The sequence below is a fragment of the Streptomyces sp. NPDC025721 genome (genome assembly GCF_055558595.1).
In genome coordinates, this window is sequence record NZ_JBVHMF010000005.1 from 131,716 (window position 1) to 149,140 (window position 17,425).

Annotated in this window: 17 protein-coding genes; 14 read left to right on the forward strand and 3 right to left on the reverse strand. The window is 72.3% G+C overall.

Going from position 1 to position 17,425, the window contains the following annotated elements; all coding sequences use genetic code 11:
- Positions 1–41: 41 nt before the first annotated feature.
- From pcaDC to ACZ4EF_RS10140, 9 genes are all read left to right on the forward strand, one after another.
- Entirely contained in the window at positions 42–1,313 is a 1,272-nt protein-coding gene (pcaDC, locus tag ACZ4EF_RS10100; RefSeq protein WP_391049506.1) for a bifunctional 3-oxoadipate enol-lactonase/4-carboxymuconolactone decarboxylase PcaDC, read from the forward strand.
- 152 nt (positions 1,314–1,465) lie between these two features.
- On the forward strand, positions 1,466–2,098 hold the full coding sequence (locus ACZ4EF_RS10105; protein ID WP_401311591.1) for an MBL fold metallo-hydrolase: 633 nt from the start codon (positions 1,466–1,468) through the stop codon (positions 2,096–2,098).
- A gap of 49 nt (positions 2,099–2,147) precedes the next feature.
- Positions 2,148–2,927 carry an exodeoxyribonuclease III gene (locus ACZ4EF_RS10110; protein WP_355339059.1) on the forward strand — a complete coding sequence of 260 codons (780 nt, stop codon included), beginning with the start codon at positions 2,148–2,150 and terminating at the stop codon, positions 2,925–2,927.
- Positions 2,928–3,022: 95 nt separating this feature from the next.
- A complete protein-coding gene (locus ACZ4EF_RS10115; RefSeq protein ID WP_355339062.1) occupies positions 3,023–3,463 on the forward strand; it encodes a DUF6278 family protein in 441 nt (146 codons plus the stop codon).
- Between the two features lie 175 nt (positions 3,464–3,638).
- Entirely contained in the window at positions 3,639–3,890 is a 252-nt protein-coding gene (locus tag ACZ4EF_RS10120) for a TfoX/Sxy family DNA transformation protein (protein ID WP_188285422.1), read from the forward strand.
- A gap of 8 nt (positions 3,891–3,898) precedes the next feature.
- Positions 3,899–4,642 (forward strand): amino acid ABC transporter ATP-binding protein, encoded by a 744-nt coding sequence (locus tag ACZ4EF_RS10125; RefSeq protein ID WP_188285421.1) that lies wholly within the window; start codon positions 3,899–3,901, stop codon positions 4,640–4,642.
- A gap of 17 nt (positions 4,643–4,659) precedes the next feature.
- Positions 4,660–5,607, forward strand: coding sequence for a glutamate ABC transporter substrate-binding protein (locus tag ACZ4EF_RS10130; protein WP_355339066.1), 948 nt, complete (start codon positions 4,660–4,662; stop codon positions 5,605–5,607).
- Between the two features lie 16 nt (positions 5,608–5,623).
- Entirely contained in the window at positions 5,624–6,268 is a 645-nt protein-coding gene (locus ACZ4EF_RS10135; RefSeq protein ID WP_391049513.1) for an amino acid ABC transporter permease, read from the forward strand.
- Positions 6,265–7,107, forward strand: coding sequence for an amino acid ABC transporter permease (locus ACZ4EF_RS10140; RefSeq protein ID WP_401311582.1), 843 nt, complete (start codon positions 6,265–6,267; stop codon positions 7,105–7,107). The genes ACZ4EF_RS10135 and ACZ4EF_RS10140 overlap by 4 nt, the downstream gene beginning before the upstream one ends.
- A gap of 22 nt (positions 7,108–7,129) precedes the next feature.
- Here the strand turns inward: ACZ4EF_RS10140 and ACZ4EF_RS10145 are convergent, their stop codons facing one another.
- On the reverse strand, positions 7,130–8,782 hold the full coding sequence (locus ACZ4EF_RS10145) for a CocE/NonD family hydrolase (protein WP_467503791.1): 1,653 nt from the start codon (positions 8,780–8,782) through the stop codon (positions 7,130–7,132).
- Positions 8,783–9,066: 284 nt separating this feature from the next.
- On the opposite strand from ACZ4EF_RS10145, the gene ACZ4EF_RS10150 reads away from it, so the two are divergent.
- From ACZ4EF_RS10150 to ACZ4EF_RS10165, 4 genes are all read left to right on the forward strand, one after another.
- Positions 9,067–10,941, forward strand: coding sequence for a transketolase (locus ACZ4EF_RS10150; RefSeq protein WP_355339077.1), 1,875 nt, complete (start codon positions 9,067–9,069; stop codon positions 10,939–10,941).
- Positions 10,942–11,201: 260 nt separating this feature from the next.
- Complete coding sequence (locus tag ACZ4EF_RS10155) at positions 11,202–12,143, forward strand: cation diffusion facilitator family transporter (protein ID WP_467503967.1); 942 nt, start codon at positions 11,202–11,204, stop codon at positions 12,141–12,143.
- 20 nt (positions 12,144–12,163) lie between these two features.
- A complete protein-coding gene (locus tag ACZ4EF_RS10160; RefSeq protein ID WP_467346352.1) occupies positions 12,164–13,159 on the forward strand; it encodes an SGNH/GDSL hydrolase family protein in 996 nt (331 codons plus the stop codon).
- A gap of 55 nt (positions 13,160–13,214) precedes the next feature.
- On the forward strand, positions 13,215–13,967 hold the full coding sequence (locus ACZ4EF_RS10165; RefSeq protein WP_355339086.1) for a ZIP family metal transporter: 753 nt from the start codon (positions 13,215–13,217) through the stop codon (positions 13,965–13,967).
- Here the strand turns inward: ACZ4EF_RS10165 and ACZ4EF_RS10170 are convergent.
- Positions 13,936–14,712 carry a hypothetical protein gene (locus ACZ4EF_RS10170; protein ID WP_391049520.1) on the reverse strand — a complete coding sequence of 259 codons (777 nt, stop codon included), beginning with the start codon at positions 14,710–14,712 and terminating at the stop codon, positions 13,936–13,938. The genes ACZ4EF_RS10165 and ACZ4EF_RS10170 overlap by 32 nt on opposite strands.
- Positions 14,713–14,821: 109 nt before the next feature.
- Here ACZ4EF_RS10170 and ggt point away from each other — a divergent pair, with 109 nt between their 5' ends.
- Complete coding sequence (gene ggt, locus ACZ4EF_RS10175; RefSeq protein WP_467503793.1) at positions 14,822–16,816, forward strand: gamma-glutamyltransferase; 1,995 nt, start codon at positions 14,822–14,824, stop codon at positions 16,814–16,816.
- 24 nt (positions 16,817–16,840) lie between these two features.
- Here the strand turns inward: ggt and ACZ4EF_RS10180 are convergent, their stop codons facing one another.
- Complete coding sequence (locus ACZ4EF_RS10180; protein WP_391163632.1) at positions 16,841–17,407, reverse strand: isochorismatase family protein; 567 nt, start codon at positions 17,405–17,407, stop codon at positions 16,841–16,843.
- Positions 17,408–17,425: the final 18 nt, after the last annotated feature.

The following is a 17,425-nucleotide window of genomic DNA, read 5'->3' on the forward strand; positions in this document are numbered from 1 at the left end:
CGGATTTCGGAAGCACACACTCCACTCGGTAGCGTGAGGCGATGAGCGACTCGACCGACGGCGATCTGGACCCGCGGCCCCCCCTTCAGCACCGCTTCGACGGCCCGGCCGACGCCCCCGTCCTGATCCTGGGCCCGGCCCTCGGCGCCACCTGGCACATGTGGGACCGGCAGCTCCCGGCGCTCACCGAGCAGTGGCGGGTGCTGCGCTACGAGCTGCCGGGCCACGGCGGCGCGCCCGCGCACCCCGCGGCCTCGGTCGACGACCTGGCCGCCCGGCTGCTCGCCGTCCTGGACGACGAGGGCGTCGACACCTTCGGCTACGCGGGCTGCTCGCTCGGCGCCGCCATCGGCGCCCGGCTCGCGCTGCTGCGCCCCGACCGGGTCGCCGCCCTCGCCCTGGTCTCGGCCGCCGCGCGGTACGCCACCGCCGACGTGTGGCGGCAGCGCGGCGTCGTGGTCCGCGCCAACGGCCTGGACCGCACGGCGCTGGCCAGCCCCGAGCGCTGGTTCACCGGCCCCTTCCTCGCCACCCAGCCCGCGATCACCGACTGGGCCGTGCAGATGGTCAGGACCACCGACGCGGACTGCTACATCGCCGGGTGCGAGGCGCTGGCCGCCTTCGACATCCGGGACGCGCTCGGCAGCATCAAGGTGCCGACGCTGGTGGTGGCGGGCGCCGACGACACCGAGACCCCGCCCGCCGACGCCCGGCTGCTGGTCGCCGGAATACCGGACGCCCGGCTCGCGGTCGTCCCGGCCACCGGCCACCTGGCGCCCGTCGAGGAGCCCGTGGCCGTCGGCGACCTGCTGGCGACGCACTTCGGCAGCGTGTGGACCGAGCCGGTGTCCGTGTCGACCGGCTCCGTCGCCGTACCCCCGGCCCCCGTCGTACCGCCGCAGGCCGTCGCCGCGCCGCCCGCCGCGGTGGCGCCCGACACGTACGAGGAAGGGCTGCGGATACGGCGCGAGGTGATCGGTGACGCGGAGGTCGACCAGGCGCTGGCCCGCGCCGAGGACTTCGGCGCCGACTTCGACAGCTTCCTGACCCGCTACGCCTGGGGCGAGGTCTGGTCGCGGCCCGGCCTCGACCGGCGCACCAGGAGCTGCGTGACGCTGACCGCGCTGACCGCCACCGGCAGGCTGGAGGAGCTGGCCGACCACACCAGGGCGGCGCTGCGCAACGGCCTGACCCCGGCGGAGATCGAGGAGGTCCTGCTGCACACCGCGCTCTACTGCGGCCTGCCCGCCGCCAGGGCCGCGGTGGACACCGCGCGTACGGTGATCCGGCAGGAGACCGGGGCGCACCCGTAGCAAGATGGAGGCGTACCGGAAAACGCCCAGCACGAAGACCCAGCATCCGAAGATCCAGCATCCGAAACGCCCAGCATCCGAGAACCCAGCATCCGAGAACCCCAGCACCCGAGTACCAGAGAAGCCAGAACGCGCTGCCGAGGACGGACCCTGTGAAGCTCACGAAGAAGCGCCACGCCTGCATCCGGCTGGAGAAGGACGGGCGCACGCTCGTCATCGATCCGGGCACCTTCAGCGAGGAGGACGCGGCGGTCGGCGCCGACGTCATCCTGGTCACGCACGAGCACCTGGACCACTTCAACGCCGACCGGCTGCGCGCCGGGCTCGAAGCCAATCCGGGCGCGGAGCTGTGGACCCTGCGCGCGGTGGCCGACGAGGTCTCCGCGGCCTTCCCCGGCCGCGTGCACACCGTCGGCGACGGCGACACCTTCACCGCCGCGGGCTTCGACGTCCAGGTGCACGGCGAGCTGCACGCCGTGATCCACCCGGACATCCCGCGGATCACCAACGTCGGCTACCTGATCGACGGTTCGCTCTTCCACCCCGGTGACGCGCTGACCCTGCCGGGCGCCGCCGTGGACACCCTGCTGCTGCCCGTGCAGGCCCCCTGGAGCAAGATCTCCGAGGTCATCGACTACGTCCGCGAGGTCAAGCCGCGCCGCGCCATCGACGTGCACGACGCGCTGCTGACCGACCTGGCCCGGCCGATCTACGACACGCAGATCGGCGGCCTCGGCGGCGCCGACCACGTACGGCTGGCGCCCGGCGACAGCACGCAGGCGTAGCAGCGCCGCCACCGGGTCACTGTCGGACCCACCGGTTAGGTTGGGGAGCATGCGCATCGCGACCTGGAACATCAACTCGATCACCGCCCGCCTTCCGCGGCTGCTCGCCTGGCTGGAGAGCAGCGGCACCGACGTCCTGTGCCTCCAGGAGACCAAGTGCACCGCCGAGCAGTTCCCGCGCGACGAGCTGCGCGAGCTGGGGTACGAGTCGGCGGTGCACGCCACCGGCAGGTGGAACGGGGTGGCGCTGGTCTCCCGCGTGGGCCTGGAGGACGTGGTCGAGGGCCTGCCCGGCGGACCCGACTGGGAGGGCGTGCACGAGCCGCGTTCGGTCTCCGCGACCTGCGGCGCGGTCCGTCTCTGGTCGGTCTACGTGCCCAACGGCCGTGAGGTCGACCACCCGCACTACGCGTACAAGCTCCAGTGGTTCGAGGCGCTGCGCGCCGCCGTCGCGCAGGACGCGGCCGGTCCGCGGCCCTTCGCGGTGCTCGGCGACTTCAATGTCGCGCCGGTGGACGAGGACGTGTGGGACCTGTCGGTCTTCGAGGGCCAGACGCATGTCACCGCCCCCGAGCGCGCCGCGCTGGCCGCCCTGCGCGAGACCGGCCTCACCGATGTGATGCCGCGCCCGCTGAAGTACGACCGCCCGTACACGTACTGGGATTACCGGCAGCTCGCCTTCCCCAAGAACCGCGGGATGCGGATCGACCTGGTGTACGGGAACGAGCCGTTCGCCAAGGCCGTCGGCGACGCGTACGTGGACCGCGAGGAGCGCAAGGGCAAGGGCGCCTCCGACCACGCGCCGGTCGTGGTGGACCTGGAGGTCTGACCGGGGGCCGCCGCGGCGCGCGGGGGCGCTCCGGCGGCCGGTCCCGGCACGCGCGCCTGTGGTCGCGGCGGCACGGCAGGTGCGACGCTGACCGCATGGACATCCCCCTGATCGGCAAGTGGCGCAGAAGACACGGCGTCGCCCGCGGTTTCGCCGTGTACACCGACGGCGCCCCCGACGCGACCGGCGTCGCGGAACTGCTCGGCGAGTGCGAACTGCTGCGCGCCCGCGCCGCCGACGACGGGGTGGACCTGGACGACACCCCCGAATCGCTCGCCGCCCTCGACCAGTTGGCGCCGAGCTGGCGGGACGACGAAGAGGTGCTGTCGGACCTCGGCAACGACGCGGGTCTCTACCTCGGCACCGTCATGGTGCTCACGGTCCCCGACGCGGCGTGGGAGATCCTGCCCAACGGCCAGCCCGTGGTGCGGCTCGCGTCCGGCCGCGAGATCGACACCGTGGCGATCGGCCACGCCTGGGCCGAGAGCGGCAGCCCCGAACTGTCCCAGGTGCTCGCGGAGTCGTCGGAAGACTGAGCCCGTACGGCGGTGCGGCTGTCACCCGATCCAGTGGTCATCACCACACAGTGGGGTGCGGTCCAGGGCGTGTCACCACGCGATGGCCGCGCAGGGCACTAGAGGACGTGCATGATGGCGCCGAAGGTCCCCCTTTTCGCACCAGTCCCCACCAGCTCGGTACCGGAGGCACGACGTGGACTCCCTTCAGCAGCTCCCGAACATCGGGTCGGTCCTGGCCGACCGCCTGCGCCGCGCGGGCGTCGACGACGCGGGCGAACTGCGACGGCTGGGCTCCGGCCGCGCCTTCGAGAAGATCCGGCCCGAACTGCCGGAAGACGCCTGCACGCACACGCTGCTCGCGCTGGAGGGCGCGCTGCGCGGCATGCGCTGGACCGCGATCCCGCAGACCGAACGCGACACCCTCGTCCATCGCGTGCTGGGCTGAGCGCGCGGATGACCCGGGAACCCCTGATCGTCCTGCGCGGAGTCAACAAGCACTTCGGCCCGCTGCACGTGCTCAAGGACATCGATCTGACCATCGGCCGCGGCGAGGTCGTCGTGATCATCGGTCCCTCGGGTTCCGGGAAGTCCACGCTGTGCCGGGCCATCAACCGCCTCGAACCCGTGGAGTCGGGCACGATCACCATCGACGGCGTGCCGCTGCCCGCCGAGGGCCGCGAGCTGGCCCGGCTCCGCGCCGATGTCGGCATGGTCTTCCAGTCCTTCAACCTCTTCGCGCACAAGACCGTCCTGCAGAACGTGATGCTCGCGCCGGTCAAGGTGCGCGGCCGGGGCAAGGCCGAGTCGGAGCGGCAGGCCCGCGAACTGCTGGACCGGGTGGGCCTGGTGGGGCACGAGGACAAGTTCCCCGCGCAGATGTCCGGCGGCCAGCAGCAGCGGGTGGCCATCGCCCGCGCACTGGCCATGAACCCCAAGGCGATGCTCTTCGACGAGCCCACCTCGGCCCTCGACCCCGAGATGATCAACGAGGTGCTGGAAGTGATGCGGCAGCTCGCCGAGGAGGGCATGACCATGGTCGTGGTCACCCACGAGATGGGCTTCGCCCGGTCCGCCGCGCACCGGGTGGTCTTCATGGCGGACGGCCGGATCGTCGAGGACCGGGTGCCGGAGGAGTTCTTCACCGCGCCGCGCAGCGAGCGCGCCAAGGACTTCCTCTCCAAGATCCTGCACCACTGATCAGCACCTGGACCGCCATGCGACGCACTCACCGGCCCGCCCGCCCGGCGCGCCCGGCGGCCGTGGCCCGTCTCGCGGCGCTGGCCGCGGTGACCGGGCTGGCCGCGCTGACCGCTGTGACCGGCTGCGGCAAGCAGGGCAGCCCGCCCGCCAAGGGCCCCCGCGCCGACGCCCTGCCCGCCTACCGGGTCAACCGCGACTTCTCGCTGCCCGCCTCCGCCACCTGGTCGGCCGCCCACCGGCGCGGCAGGCTCGTGGTCGGCGTCAAGGACGACCAGCCGTACCTCGGCGAGCGCGACCCGGCCACCGGCACGTACTCCGGTTTCGACATCGAGATCGCCAAGATGATGGCCGCCTCGCTCGGTTTCGCGGCCGACCGCGTGCAGTACAAGCCGATCGCCTCCGCCAACCGGGAGACCGCCCTGAGCAACGGCCAGATCGACTACTACGTCGGCACGTACACCATCAACGCGCTGCGCAAGAAGCAGGTCGGCTTCGCGGGCCCGTACTACATGGCCGGGCAGGGCCTGCTGGTGCGCAAGGACGAGAAGGACATCAACGGGCCGCAGGACCTGAAGGGCAAGAAGGTCTGCTCGGCGGCCGGTTCCACCCCGATCCAGCGGATCGAGCGCGACTACCCCGATGCCACGCCGGTCACGTACGACACGTACTCGGTGTGCGTGGACAATCTGCTGACCTACCAGGTCGACGCGGTCACCACCGACGACTCGATCCTGCTGGGCTACGCGGCCAAGGCGCCGAACGAGATGAAGCTGGTCGGCAAGCCGTTCTCGAAGGAGCCGTACGGCATCGGACTGGCCAAGGGCGACACGGCGCTGCGGGGCGCGCTGGACGACGCGATCGTGGCGCACGAGCGCGACGGCGACTGGAAGAAGGCGTACGCGGCGACGCTGGGTCTGTCCGGGGTCCCGGCGCCCGTACCGCCGCCGGTCGACCGGTACTGAGGGGGAGACACACCGCGTGAACGTCCTGACCGACAACTACTCGCTCTTCGGCAAGGGCCTGTGGGGCACCGTCCAGCTCACCCTGCTCGCCGGGGCGCTCTCGCTGGTCGTCGGGGTGATCGTCGCCGGATTCCGGGTGTCGCCCGTCAAAGCGCTCCGGGCGTTCGGCACCGCCTGGGTGACGGTGCTGCGCAACACCCCGCTGACGCTGCTGTTCTTCGCGGTGCTGCTCGGCCTGCCGCGCTTCGGACTGGTGCTGCCCTTCCGGGTGTTCGCGATCCTGGCGCTGGGCGCGTACACCTCGGCGTTCATCTGCGAGGCGGTCAGGGCCGGGATCAACACCGTGCCGCTCGGCCAGGGCGAGGCGGCCCGCAGCCTGGGCATGACCTTCACGCAGACGCTGAGCCTGGTGGTGCTGCCGCAGGCCGCCCGCGCGGTGATCTCGCCGATCGGCTCCACACTGATCGCTCTGGCCAAGAACTCCGCCATCGCCGGGTCCTTCTCGGTCACCGAACTGCTCGGCACGTACAAGCCGCTCAACGAACTGGGCTACAGCATCGTGTGGACCTTCGTCTGGATCGCCGTCGGCTATCTGATCGTCACGTTGACCATCAGCGCGGTCTTCACCGTGCTGGAGCGGAAGCTGGGGGTCGCGCGATGAGCGGAAGCAGCGCGCTGTACGACATTCCGGGGCCCAAGGCGCTGGCCAGGCACCGGCTGTACGCGTGGCTCACCACGGCGGTGCTCGCCGCGCTGGTCGGCTTCGTCGTCTACAAGCTCGTGGACACCGGGCAGTTCTCCGCCGTGAAGTGGCGGCCCTTCGCCTACGCGGGCATCCAGCGGCTGTTGCTCAAGGGCCTGGCCAACACGCTGAAGGCGTTCGCCTGGGCGGCGGTCCTCTCGCTGGTCTTCGGCGCGGTCTTCGCCGCCGGACGGCTCTCGGACCACCGGCCGGTGCGCTGGTTCAGCACGCTGGTGGTGGAGTTCTTCCGCGCGATGCCGCTGCTGGTGATGATCTTCTTCATCTTCATCGCCCTCAAGCTGGAGCCGATGACGGCCCTGGTCATCGGCCTGACGCTGTACAACGGCTCGGTGCTCGCCGAGGTGTTCAGGGCCGGTGTCAACTCGGTGCCGCGCGGCCAGGGCGAGGCCGCCTTCGCGCTCGGGATGCGCAAGACGCAGGTGATGGCGCAGGTGCTGGTGCCGCAGGCGGCCCGCGCGATGCTGCCCGCGATCGTCAGCCAGCTCGTGGTGGCCCTCAAGGACACCTCGCTCGGCTACCTCATCACCTACGAGGAGTTCCTGTACGCGGGCAAGCTGATCGCCACCAACCTCGACTACGACCTGCCCTTCATCCCGGTCGTGATGGTGATCGCGCCGATCTACATCGGGATGTGCATGCTGCTGTCGTGGTTCGCCAACTGGCTGGCGCGCCGTGAACGGCACAGCCCCAAGGTCAAGGACGTGCCGGTCACGGTCGCCACACCGCCGGAGATCTGAGCCCGACGTCCCGCTCAGCGGTTCACCTGTCGTCGAACGGGACCGACAGTGTCGAGGGGTCGCCGGCCGGGGAGGAGAAGCCCACCGTCGCGAACGCCGGATTCTCCCCGATGTAGAGCGGGTCGACGGTGTCGACGACCAGCGCGAGCCGGTGCCCGGCCGGTACGTCGTACGCCGTCGCCTGGAGCGCGATGTCGGTGCCGAACGCCTTCCCCGGCGTCTTCCCGATCCAGGTGTACGGCGCGTGCGCGACGAGCTTGCCGGTGCCGAGCGCGTCCACGTCGTAGAGGTACGCGATCACCGTGCCGTTGGCCGCGGACGGGGTGAGCGTGGTGTGCAGCACGCTCGTGCCGCGCACGTGCTGGGCGGTGGTGTACGGCTGCGACTGCCACACCCCGGCGAAGGCGCGCGGCAGCAGCGGGATCGACGCGGTGGGCGGGGCCTTGGCGAACTGGTCGAGCAGGCTGGACAGGAAGATGACGCCGCCGTCGGCGCCGGAGTCCACGCCGGTGCCGATCGTGGTGTGCCAGCCGGTGCCCGCGTCGCCGCCGAGCGCCCCGGTGCGCGCGCCCTTGGCGCCCAGCGCCAGCTTCTCGGTCCGCGACGGCACCGAGGACCAGTCGGCGTACCCCTCGTAGGCCCCGGTGGAGCGGGAGGTGAGCTGGACCGGCGGCTGGCGGTCGATCCCGTTGTCGGTGCCCTTCAGATAGTGGTCGAGCCAGGCGCGGGCGTCGGTCCAGGTGTCGTTGGGCAGCCCGAGCAGTCCGGTCGCCTCCGCCGTGGCGTGGTCGCCGGGCCGGAACTCCAGCCGCTTGGGGCCGGTCAGCCTCTCGTAGAAGTCCGCGTACTGGTTGGGCGGGAAGAGGCTGTCGCCCCAGGCGTTGGCGAGCATGACGGCGGTGTGGTTGGCGTTGAGCCGGTCCACGTAGGTCAGCGGGGAGCGGAGCTTCGCCCAGGCGATCATGGTGTCCTCCGACGCCAGGTTCGCGCTGAGGAAATTGGCGAGGATCGACTGGAGTTCGGCGCTGGGGCGGCCGGTCAGATACGCGGAGCCGCCGAGCAGGGCCGCCGCCTGGAGGTGCGGGGTGCGGCCCTGGTAGATCGACTCGACGAGGTCGGCCCAGCCGCTGAGCGCGGCCACCGCCTTGATCCGCGGGTCGTGCGCGGCCCCCAGCAGCCCGATCCCGGCGCCGTACGAGACACCGGCCATGCCGATCCGCGCCGGGTCCGCCGGGGTGTTGGCGAGGGTCCAGTCGATGACCTTCGAGACGTCGGCGACGTCCGGCGGGCCCGCGGTCTCGATCTCGCCGCCGGAGAGCCAGAAGCCGCGGCTGGTGTAACTGACCACGACATAGCCGGAGTCGGCGAGCAGCTTCTCCTGGGCGAGGTACTCCAGGTCGTTGATCGCCCAACTGCTGGGCAGGACGACGACGGGGTAGCGCTGCGAGCCGTCGTAGCCGCCGGGGGTGTAGACGTTCGCCTTGAGGGTGATGCCGCCGGAGCCGGGGATGTCGACGAAGCGCAGGGCCGACGCGGCGGCCGGGGCCGCGGCGGCGGACACCTTCGGTACGGGGGCCGGGGCGGGGGCGGGGGCCGCGGTCGCGGCGGGGGCGAGGCCGAGGGCCGTGGAGGCGAGCAGCGCCGCGCCGACGACACCCGCTGTGGTTGCTCTCATGGACTGCTCCTGACACGCCGGATGCGAAGTGACTGGAGAGTAACCACGCGGACTTACCGAAGGTAACTCGCGTGCATGTTACGCACGGGTAACGATTGATGGGGAAGGTGCGACACCAGGGGCGCGACAGACCGCGCCGCCGCCCCGTTTGTCCGGCCCCGGGCCGGGCAGCCGCACCGCGGGGGGACAGCGGCCGAACGCGGGGGAAAGCAGGAAGAGCGGCACGCACGGGAGCGGGTGGCGGCACGAGGCGGCCACCACGCCACGAAGGGAGAGACGCCGCCATGAACGACGTCACCACGCACGACACCGAACCGGTCGACACGGCCGAGCTCACCGAACTCGCCCAGCAGTTGCGGGTGGACGCGGTACGCGCCGCCGACGCCGCCGGGTCCGGCCACCCCACGTCGTCGATGTCCGCGGCCGATCTGGCCGCCGTCCTCTTCGCCCGCCATCTGCGCTACGACTTCGACCGCCCCGACCACCCCGGCAACGACCACCTGATCCTGTCCAAGGGCCACGCCTCACCGCTGCTCTACGCCGCCTACAAGGCCGCGGGCGCGATCACCGACGAGGAACTGCTGACCTTCAGGAAGCTCGGCAGCCGCATGGAGGGCCACCCCACGCCCCGGCTGCCCTGGGTCGACGTCGCCACCGGATCGCTCGGCCAGGGGCTGCCGATCGGCGTCGGCGTCGCGATGTCCGCCAAGCGCCTGGAGCACCTGCCGTACCGCACCTGGGTGCTGTGCGGGGACAGCGAGCTGGCCGAGGGCTCGGTGTGGGAGGCGTTCGAGCACGCCGGCATGGAAGGGCTCGACAATCTCACCGCGATCCTCGACGTCAACCGGCTCGGCCAGCGCGGCCCCACCCGGCACGGCTGGGACCTGGGCGCCTACACCCGCCGTATCCGCGCCTTCGGCTGGAACACCGTCGAGATCGACGGCCACGACATCGCCGCGGTGGACGAGGCGATGACCACCGCGCGCACCAACCGCGGCGCGCCCACCGCGATCATCGCCAGGACCCGCAAGGGCCGCGGCGTCGCGGCCGTCGAGGACCGCGAGGGCATGCACGGCAAGCCGCTGCCGGACGCCGAGGCCGCGATCCGCGAGCTCGGCGGCGTACGCGACCTGCGGGTCCACGTACGCCGTCCGCCGGACGCCGAGCGGCGCGAGCGCGGCGGGAACCCGTCCGCTGCGCTGCCGGAGTACCGGATCGGCGAGGACGTGGCCACCCGTACTGCCTTCGGCGAGGCGCTGGCCGCGCTCGGCACCCGGCGCGAGGACGTCGTGGTCCTGGACGGCGAGGTCGGCGACTCCACCAAGGCCGAGCTGTTCTCCAAGGAGCACCCCGAGCGGTACGTGGAGTGCTACATCGCCGAGCAGCAGCTCATCGGCGCCGCGGTCGGCTTCGGCGTACGCGGCTGGACACCGTACGCGGCCACCTTCGCCGCGTTCCTGACCCGCGCGCACGACTTCCTGCGGATGGCCGCGGTCAGCCGCTCGGACCTCAACGTCGTCGGCACGCACGCGGGTGTCGCGATCGGCGAGGACGGCCCGTCGCAGATGGCGCTGGAGGACCTGGCGATGATGCGCGCGGTGCACGGCAGCACCGTGCTGTATCCGTGCGACGCCAATCAGACGGCCAAGCTCGTCGCCGCGCTGGCCGACCGCACCGGCGTCGGCTATCTGCGCGCCACCCGCGGGGCCACCCCGGTGATCTACGGGCCCGAGGAGGACTTCCCGATCGGCGGCAGCAAGCTGCTGCGCGAGCACCCCGAGGACCAGGTCACCCTCATCGGCGCGGGCGTCACCCTGCACCAGGCGCTGGCCGCCGCCGACCGGCTCGTCGCCGACGGCATCCGCGCCCGCGTGCTCGACCTCTACTCGGTCAAGCCCGTCGACACCCAGGCGCTGCGCGCCGCCGCGCGGGCCACCGGCCGCTTCGTCACCGTCGAGGACCACCACCCCGAGGGCGGCCTGGCCGACGCGGTCCTGGAGTCCTTCGGCAACGGTCACCCGATGCCGCTGCTCACCCGCCTGGCCGTCCACACCATGCCCGGCTCCGCCACCCCCGAGGAACAGCTCCACGCGGCGGGCATCGACGCCGACGCCATCGCCGCCGCGGCCCGGACGCTGATCGGGCACACACACGAATGAGTGGAGAGCACACCCTGACCAGCACCGACCAGGACCTGACCGGCGACGCCCCGGAACCCTCCGGGCACACCGGAACGGGCGAGACGGAAACCGGCGACACGGCGGCAGGCGAGACGGAGACCGGCGACACGGCGGCAGGCGGCACGGAGGCGAGCGGTACGGACGCCGGTGACACGGACACCGGCCGTGCGGCGTCCGGACCGCCGAAACCCGGCGCGGACTACACCGGCGGCGAGCGCGACGAGGGCACCAAGGGAGCGGTGCTCGTCGCGCTCGGCGCCAACCTGGTGATCGCCGCCGCGAAGACCGCCGCGGGCCTCTTCTCCGGATCGCCCGCGCTGCTCTCGGAGGCCGCGCACTCGGTGGCGGACAGCCTCAACGAGGTGTTCCTGCTGCTGTCGCTGCGCCGCAGCCGCCGCGCGCCCGACAGCGACCACCCCTTCGGCTACGGCAAGGAGCGCTACTTCTGGTCGCTGCTCGCCGCCGTCGGCATCTTCGTGCTCGGCGGCTGCTTCTCCTTCTACCAGGGCATTCACGCGCTCGGCGGCACGGAGGACGAGTCCCGCAGCGGATACGTGGCGGGTCTGGCCGTCCTGCTGATCGCGCTGCTCGCCGAGGGCGCTTCGCTGCTCAAGGCGGTGGTCCAGGCGCGCCGGTCCGACGAGGGCGCCGACGACCCGGCGCTGCGGACGGTCCTCGCCGAGGACAGCACCGCCGTGATCGGTGTGCTGTTCGCCGCCGCCGGCATGGTCATCCACATGACGACCGGCAACGCGCTGGGCGAGGCCATCGCCTCGATGGCGATCGGCGCCCTGCTGATGGTCGTCGCGTTCACCCTCGGCCGCACCGCCCACCACCAGCTCATCGGCGTCTCGGTCGACGCCGAACTGCGCGACGGCATCCGCGAACTGCTCCTGGGGCAGACGGAGATCGACACTGTCGAGGAACTGCTCACCATGCGGCTCGGCCTGGACTCCACGCTGGTGGCCGCCAGGATCGACCTGGTGGGCGGCCTGGACAGCGAGCGGGTCGAGGAGGTCAGCCTGCGCATCCGGCGCGATATCCACGCCAAGTGGCCCACCGCCGACCGGGTGTTCCTCGACATCACCGACGCCGGAACGGAACGTGAAGCCCGAACGACGCGGGAGCGACGGGCCATTGACAGCGATGCGAGCACACCCGAGCCTGAGCATCGTCAATGACGACACCAGGGGAGGGCTCGATGGCCGCAGGTCTGGGCAACGGAAACGGCACCGCGGGCGACAAGGACACCGAAACCGGGAGCGTACGGGGCAGGACGTCCGGCAGGCGCACCGCCGTCACCGTGGCCGCGGCCCTCGGCGGGGCGCTCGCGCTCACCGCCGCCACCGTCTCGCCCGCGGCGGCCCACTCAGGAGGCCGCCCGCCCTCGCACGGGCGCCCGGCACCGGCCGTCCACTATGTCGCGCTCGGGGACTCGTACACCTCAGGCCCGGCCATCCCCACCCAGGTCGACGCCAACTGCGCGCGCTCCGACCGCAATTACCCGTCGCTGGTGAACGACGCGAACGCCTTCGCGTCGTTCACCGACGTGAGTTGCGGCGGCGCCACCACCGCCGAGATGTGGAAGCCGCAGGGCACCAACGGCCCGCAGCTCGACGCCGTCCACCGGGACACGACGCTGGTCACCGTGCAGATCGGCGGCAACGACGTCGGCTTCGGCCCGATCATCGCCACCTGCGCGGGGCTGAGCGTCACCGACGTCACGGGCAGCCCGTGCAAGGACCACTACCGGGCCACGGGCGTCGACCAGCTCACCGTGACCATCCTCAAGACGGCCCCCAAGATCGCCCAGGTGCTGCGCGCGGTCCACAGCAGGGCGCCGCACGCGGAGGTCGTCCTGGTCGGCTACCCCGACCTGCTGCCCGACGACGGCGTGGGCTGCTTCCCGTCCGTGCCCTTCGCGGCCGGGGACTTCCCGTACCTGAGGGACGTGGAGAAGAAGCTCAACGCGATGCTGCGGGTCGAGGCGCTGCTCGGCGGGGCGCGCTACGTCGACACGTACAAGCCGACCGTCGGGCACGACATGTGCAAGGCGCCCGCCGACCGCTGGATCGAGCCGCTGGCCCCGGCGTCACCCGCCGCGCCCGCGCACCCGAACGCCAAGGGCGAGCAGTCGATGGCCCGGGCGGTGCTGAGGACGGTCGGGACGGGACACCGCGCCGGTCACGGTCGGTAAGGCTCAGGGGTACCCCTGAGTCGCGGGCGCGCCGGGCGTCATGGATCATGACCTCATGCCGGTCCTGATAGCCGCGTGCGCGTTCGCGATGACCTTGGTGGGCGGGTTCGTCGCCCAGCGCATCGGCGACCGCAGGCACCTCGTCCTCGGCCTCGCTGCCGGTCTGATGCTGGGCGTCGTCGGCTTCGACCTGCTGCCCGAGGCGCTGGACATGCAGCCGCGGGACGTCTTCGGCGTCCCCGCCGCGCTGCTGATGTTCGTCGCCGGCTTCCTGGCCCTGCACATCGTCGAGCGCTCGGTGGCGATCCACCGGGCGCACGAGGGCGAGTACGCGCCGCACGCGCACGGCCACGGGCACGCCCACGCCCCGGTCAAGGGCATCGGCCTCACCGCGGGCGCCGCGCTCGTCGGGCACAGCGTCATGGACGGCTTCGCGATCGGCGCGGCCTTCCAGGCGGGCAGCACCGTCGGCATCGTGGTGGCCATCGCGGTCGTCTCGCACGACTTCGCGGACGGCTTCAACACGTACACGATCACCCGGATGTACGGCAACGACCACAGCAGGGCGCGGCTGCTGCTCGGCGCCGACGCGTTGGCGCCGGTGGCGGGCGCCGCGGTCACTCTCGCCTTCACCATCCCGGCCGGTGTCCTCGGCCTCTACCTCGGCTTCTTCGCCGGTTTCCTGCTCTACCTGGCGACCTCGGACATCCTCCCCGAGGCGCACAGCCCGCACCCGTCGACCTCGACGCTGCTGTGCACGGTCGGCGGAGCGTCCCTCATGTGGCTGGTGATCGGTCTGGCGGGATGACCTTGCCGCCCTTGGGCGCCTTCGGCGCCGTCGTCGCGGCCTTGGTGACGTCCGCGACCAGCTCCACCACGTCGGAGCCGTACGCCTGCGAATTGACCACCTTCAGCAGCAGGCAGAAGGTCGCGTCGGCGCCGTGCTTGCGGGCCAGCCGCACCTGGTGCCTGGCCAGATAGCGGACGGCGGCCTGGTTGGCGATGCCGCGCTGGCCGGAGGAGAGGAAGACCGGGCGGTCGTTGCCCGAGTCGCGGGCGGCGGCCAGCCGGGCCAGCAGCACGTACTCGACGGCGCCCTTCTCCATCAGGTACGTCTCGCCGCCGACGCTGATCGCGCCCTGCTCGGGCCCCGGCGCCGGGTCGGTGTCGATCTCGACGCCCGGCAGCATCGAGCGCAGATGCGCGGCCAGCCGGAGGTTGGCGGCCGGGCCGCCTATGCAGAATTCGGTGCGCGCGCCGAAGCCCTGCCAGGCCGTGTCGTGCGCCAGCACCTCGGCGTGCGCCCCGCACTCCTTGATCACCGCGGCCAGCTCCAGCAGCGCGAAGGCGTCGTGCCTGGCCAGGCTCCAGCCCCGCGAGCCGGGGTCGCGCGGCACCACCAGCAGGCACTCGGAGTCCTTCGGCAGGCCGAAGAAGCGCTGCTTGCGCTGGAGCCTGCGGCTGAGCAAGTAGGTGCGCGCGAACCAGCCCAGGGCGGCGCCGATGGCGAGGGCCACCAGGCCCAGGACGAGATTGCGGAGGTCGTCGCTCATGGCGCGGCATCGTAGCGGTGTTCGACCCACCGCGGGGATACGCGGTCCTGACGGGACAGGAGAGGTGAAGTTACGCTTCCGGGACGCCCGTTGAGTGGAGGACTCCGCAATGCGACGCACAAGTGACAGCAGTGGTGGCGACACCGGTCTCCGTAGCGGCCCGGGCGGCAGCCCCGGCGGCGCCCGGGGCAGGGCCGCGGGCACGCGTTCTGACAGCGGACCGGACGGCGGTCCGGACGGCGGTCCGGGCGGCGGTCAACGCGCATCCCGTACGGCCGTCCGCGGGTCCCGCGTCCGCAGGACCGCCGTCCGCGCGGTCGCCGCGCTCGCCGTCACCGCGGCGGTGGCGGCGGTCACCGCCGCGGCGCCCGCCCGGCACGGCGGCCCCGCGCATCCGCCCGGCTCCACGGCCAAGACCCCGCTGGCCGTCGGCTACGGGGGAGCGGTCGCCAGCGTGGACGCCGACGCGTCGGCCGCCGGCATCGAGGTGCTGCGGCGCGGCGGCAACGCCGTGGACGCGGCCGTCGCCACCGCCGCCGCCCTCGGCGTGACCGAGCCGTACTCCTCGGGCATCGGCGGAGGCGGCTACTTCGTCTACTACGACGCGCGGCAGCACAAGGTCTCCACCATCGACGGCCGCGAGACCGCCCCGCGCAGCGCCACCGACCAGCTCTTCGTCGAGAACGGCCAGCCGCTCGCCTTCGCCGACGCGGTCACCAGCGGGCGCAGTGTCGGCGTGCCCGGCACCGCCGCCACCTGGCAGACCGCCCTGGACTCCTGGGGGAGCCGCTCGCTCGGCGACGTCCTCAAGCCCGCGGAGCGGATCGCCCGCGACGGCTTCACCGTGGACGCGACCTTCAACTCCCAGACCGCGGCGAACCAGGACCGTTTCAAGGACTTCCCCGCCACCGCCGCGCTCTTCCTGCCCGGCGGACAGCCCCCGGCGGTCGGCTCCACCCTGCGCAACCCCCAACTGGCTGCCACGTACAAGGAGTTGGGTCGCAAGGGGATCAACGCGATCTACCGCGGCGACATCGGCGCGGACATCGTCAGGACCGTACGCAAACCCCCGGTCGACCCGGCGTCCACCCGCGTGGTGCGCACCGGTGACCTGACCGCCGCGGATCTTGCCGCCTACCACGCCAAGACCCAGGCGCCGACGCACACGACCTACCGCGGCCTCGACGTGTACGGGCCCGCGCCCTCGTCGTCCGGCGGGACCACGGTGGCCGAGGCGCTGAACATCCTGGAGCACACCGACCTGGCGCACGCCGGCCAGGCGCAGTATCTGCACCACTACATCGAGGCCAGCCGGATCGCCTTCGCCGACCGGGGCCGCTGGGTCGGCGACCCGGCGTTCGAGCAGGTGCCGACCGCGGGGCTGCTCTCCAAGGGCTTCGCCGCCTCGCGGGCCTGCCTGATCAAGGAGGACACGACGCTCACCAGCCCGCTCCCGCCCGGCGACCCGGCGCACCCCACCCCGTGCGCCGCCACCGGCAAGGCCGCGCCGACCACCTACGAGGGCGAGAACACCACGCACCTGACGGTGGCCGACAAGTGGGGCAACGTCGTCGCCTACACCCTCACCATCGAGCAGACCGGCGGCAGCGCGATCACGGTCCCGGGCCGCGGCTTCCTGCTCAACAACGAGCTGACGGACTTCTCCTTCGTGCCCGCAAGCCCGGCCGTGCACGACCCGAACCTGCCGGGGCCCGGCAAGCGGCCCCGCTCGTCGATCTCGCCGACGATCGTGCTGAAGAACGGCCGGGTGGACTTCGCGGTCGGCTCGCCCGGCGGCGCGACCATCATCACCACCGTGCTCCAGGTGCTCACCGAACACGTCGACCGGGGCCTGCCGTTGGTGGACGCCATCGCCGCGCCGCGCGCCAGCCAGCGCAACGCGGCGGCGACCGAACTCGAACCGGCCCTGTGGAACAGCCCGCTCAAGGCCCAACTCGAAGCCCTCGGGCAGCACTTCACGCAGAATCCGGAGATCGGCGCCGCCACCGGTGTGCAACGGCTCTCCGACGGCCGGTGGTTGGCCGCGGCGGAGCCGGTACGGCGCGGCGGCGGCTCGGCGCTGGTGGTGGTTCCCACGCGCTGACCTGCCTCGACGCGGCTACTCCGCTCAGGCGGCCGGGACGGCGGGCAGCAGGGCGATGATCTCGTCCGTGCCCGCCGTCTCGGCCAGCCGCGGGAAGATCTTGGCGAACGCGTGCGCGTGGGACTCGGCGTCGGTGTCGGTCACCGCGTCGGCGGCGACCGTCACGTGGTAGCCGTGTTCGTGCGCCGCGCGGGCGGTGGACTCGACGCCGATGCTGGTCGATATGCCGGCCAGCACGATCTGCGTGACCCCGCGGCGGCGCAGCTCCAGGTCGAGCGCGGTGCCGTGGAAGGCGCCCCACTGGAGCTTGGTGATCCTGATGTCGCCGTCCTGGACATCCAGTTCGTCCACCAGCTCCGTCCAGTCGGCGGGCAGCGAACCGCTCATGGCCGGGCCCTCGTTGCGTCCTGGCGGGCCCCCGGCTACGTTCACCAGCACGACCGGCAGCCCGCGCTCGCGGAAGGCGGCGGCCAGCTTCGCGGCGCGCGCGACGATCTCCCGGGCCGGGTGCGCGGTGGGCAGCGCGACGATGCCGCGCTGGAGGTCGATGACGACAAGGGCGGTGCGGGGGTCGATCGTCGTGGCGGTCATGCGGGTAACTCCCTGTGC

Bases quoted from the DNA above. Each gene is read 5' to 3' on its own strand.
- pcaDC (WP_391049506.1), top strand. From the start codon at position 42: ATGAGCGACTCGACCGACGGCGATCTGGACCCGCGGCCCCCCCTTCAG.
- ACZ4EF_RS10145 (WP_467503791.1), bottom strand. From the start codon at position 8,782: ATGAGAGCAACCACAGCGGGTGTCGTCGGCGCGGCGCTGCTCGCCTCC.
- ACZ4EF_RS10110 (WP_355339059.1), top strand. From the start codon at position 2,148: ATGCGCATCGCGACCTGGAACATCAACTCGATCACCGCCCGCCTTCCG.
- ACZ4EF_RS10115 (WP_355339062.1), top strand. From the start codon at position 3,023: ATGGACATCCCCCTGATCGGCAAGTGGCGCAGAAGACACGGCGTCGCC.
- ggt (WP_467503793.1), top strand. From the start codon at position 14,822: ATGCGACGCACAAGTGACAGCAGTGGTGGCGACACCGGTCTCCGTAGC.
- ACZ4EF_RS10170 (WP_391049520.1), bottom strand. From the start codon at position 14,712: ATGAGCGACGACCTCCGCAATCTCGTCCTGGGCCTGGTGGCCCTCGCC.
- ACZ4EF_RS10125 (WP_188285421.1), top strand. From the start codon at position 3,899: ATGACCCGGGAACCCCTGATCGTCCTGCGCGGAGTCAACAAGCACTTC.
- ACZ4EF_RS10165 (WP_355339086.1), top strand. From the start codon at position 13,215: ATGCCGGTCCTGATAGCCGCGTGCGCGTTCGCGATGACCTTGGTGGGC.
- ACZ4EF_RS10150 (WP_355339077.1), top strand. From the start codon at position 9,067: ATGAACGACGTCACCACGCACGACACCGAACCGGTCGACACGGCCGAG.
- ACZ4EF_RS10130 (WP_355339066.1), top strand. From the start codon at position 4,660: ATGCGACGCACTCACCGGCCCGCCCGCCCGGCGCGCCCGGCGGCCGTG.
- ACZ4EF_RS10140 (WP_401311582.1), top strand. From the start codon at position 6,265: ATGAGCGGAAGCAGCGCGCTGTACGACATTCCGGGGCCCAAGGCGCTG.
- ACZ4EF_RS10180 (WP_391163632.1), bottom strand. From the start codon at position 17,407: ATGACCGCCACGACGATCGACCCCCGCACCGCCCTTGTCGTCATCGAC.
- ACZ4EF_RS10160 (WP_467346352.1), top strand. From the start codon at position 12,164: ATGGCCGCAGGTCTGGGCAACGGAAACGGCACCGCGGGCGACAAGGAC.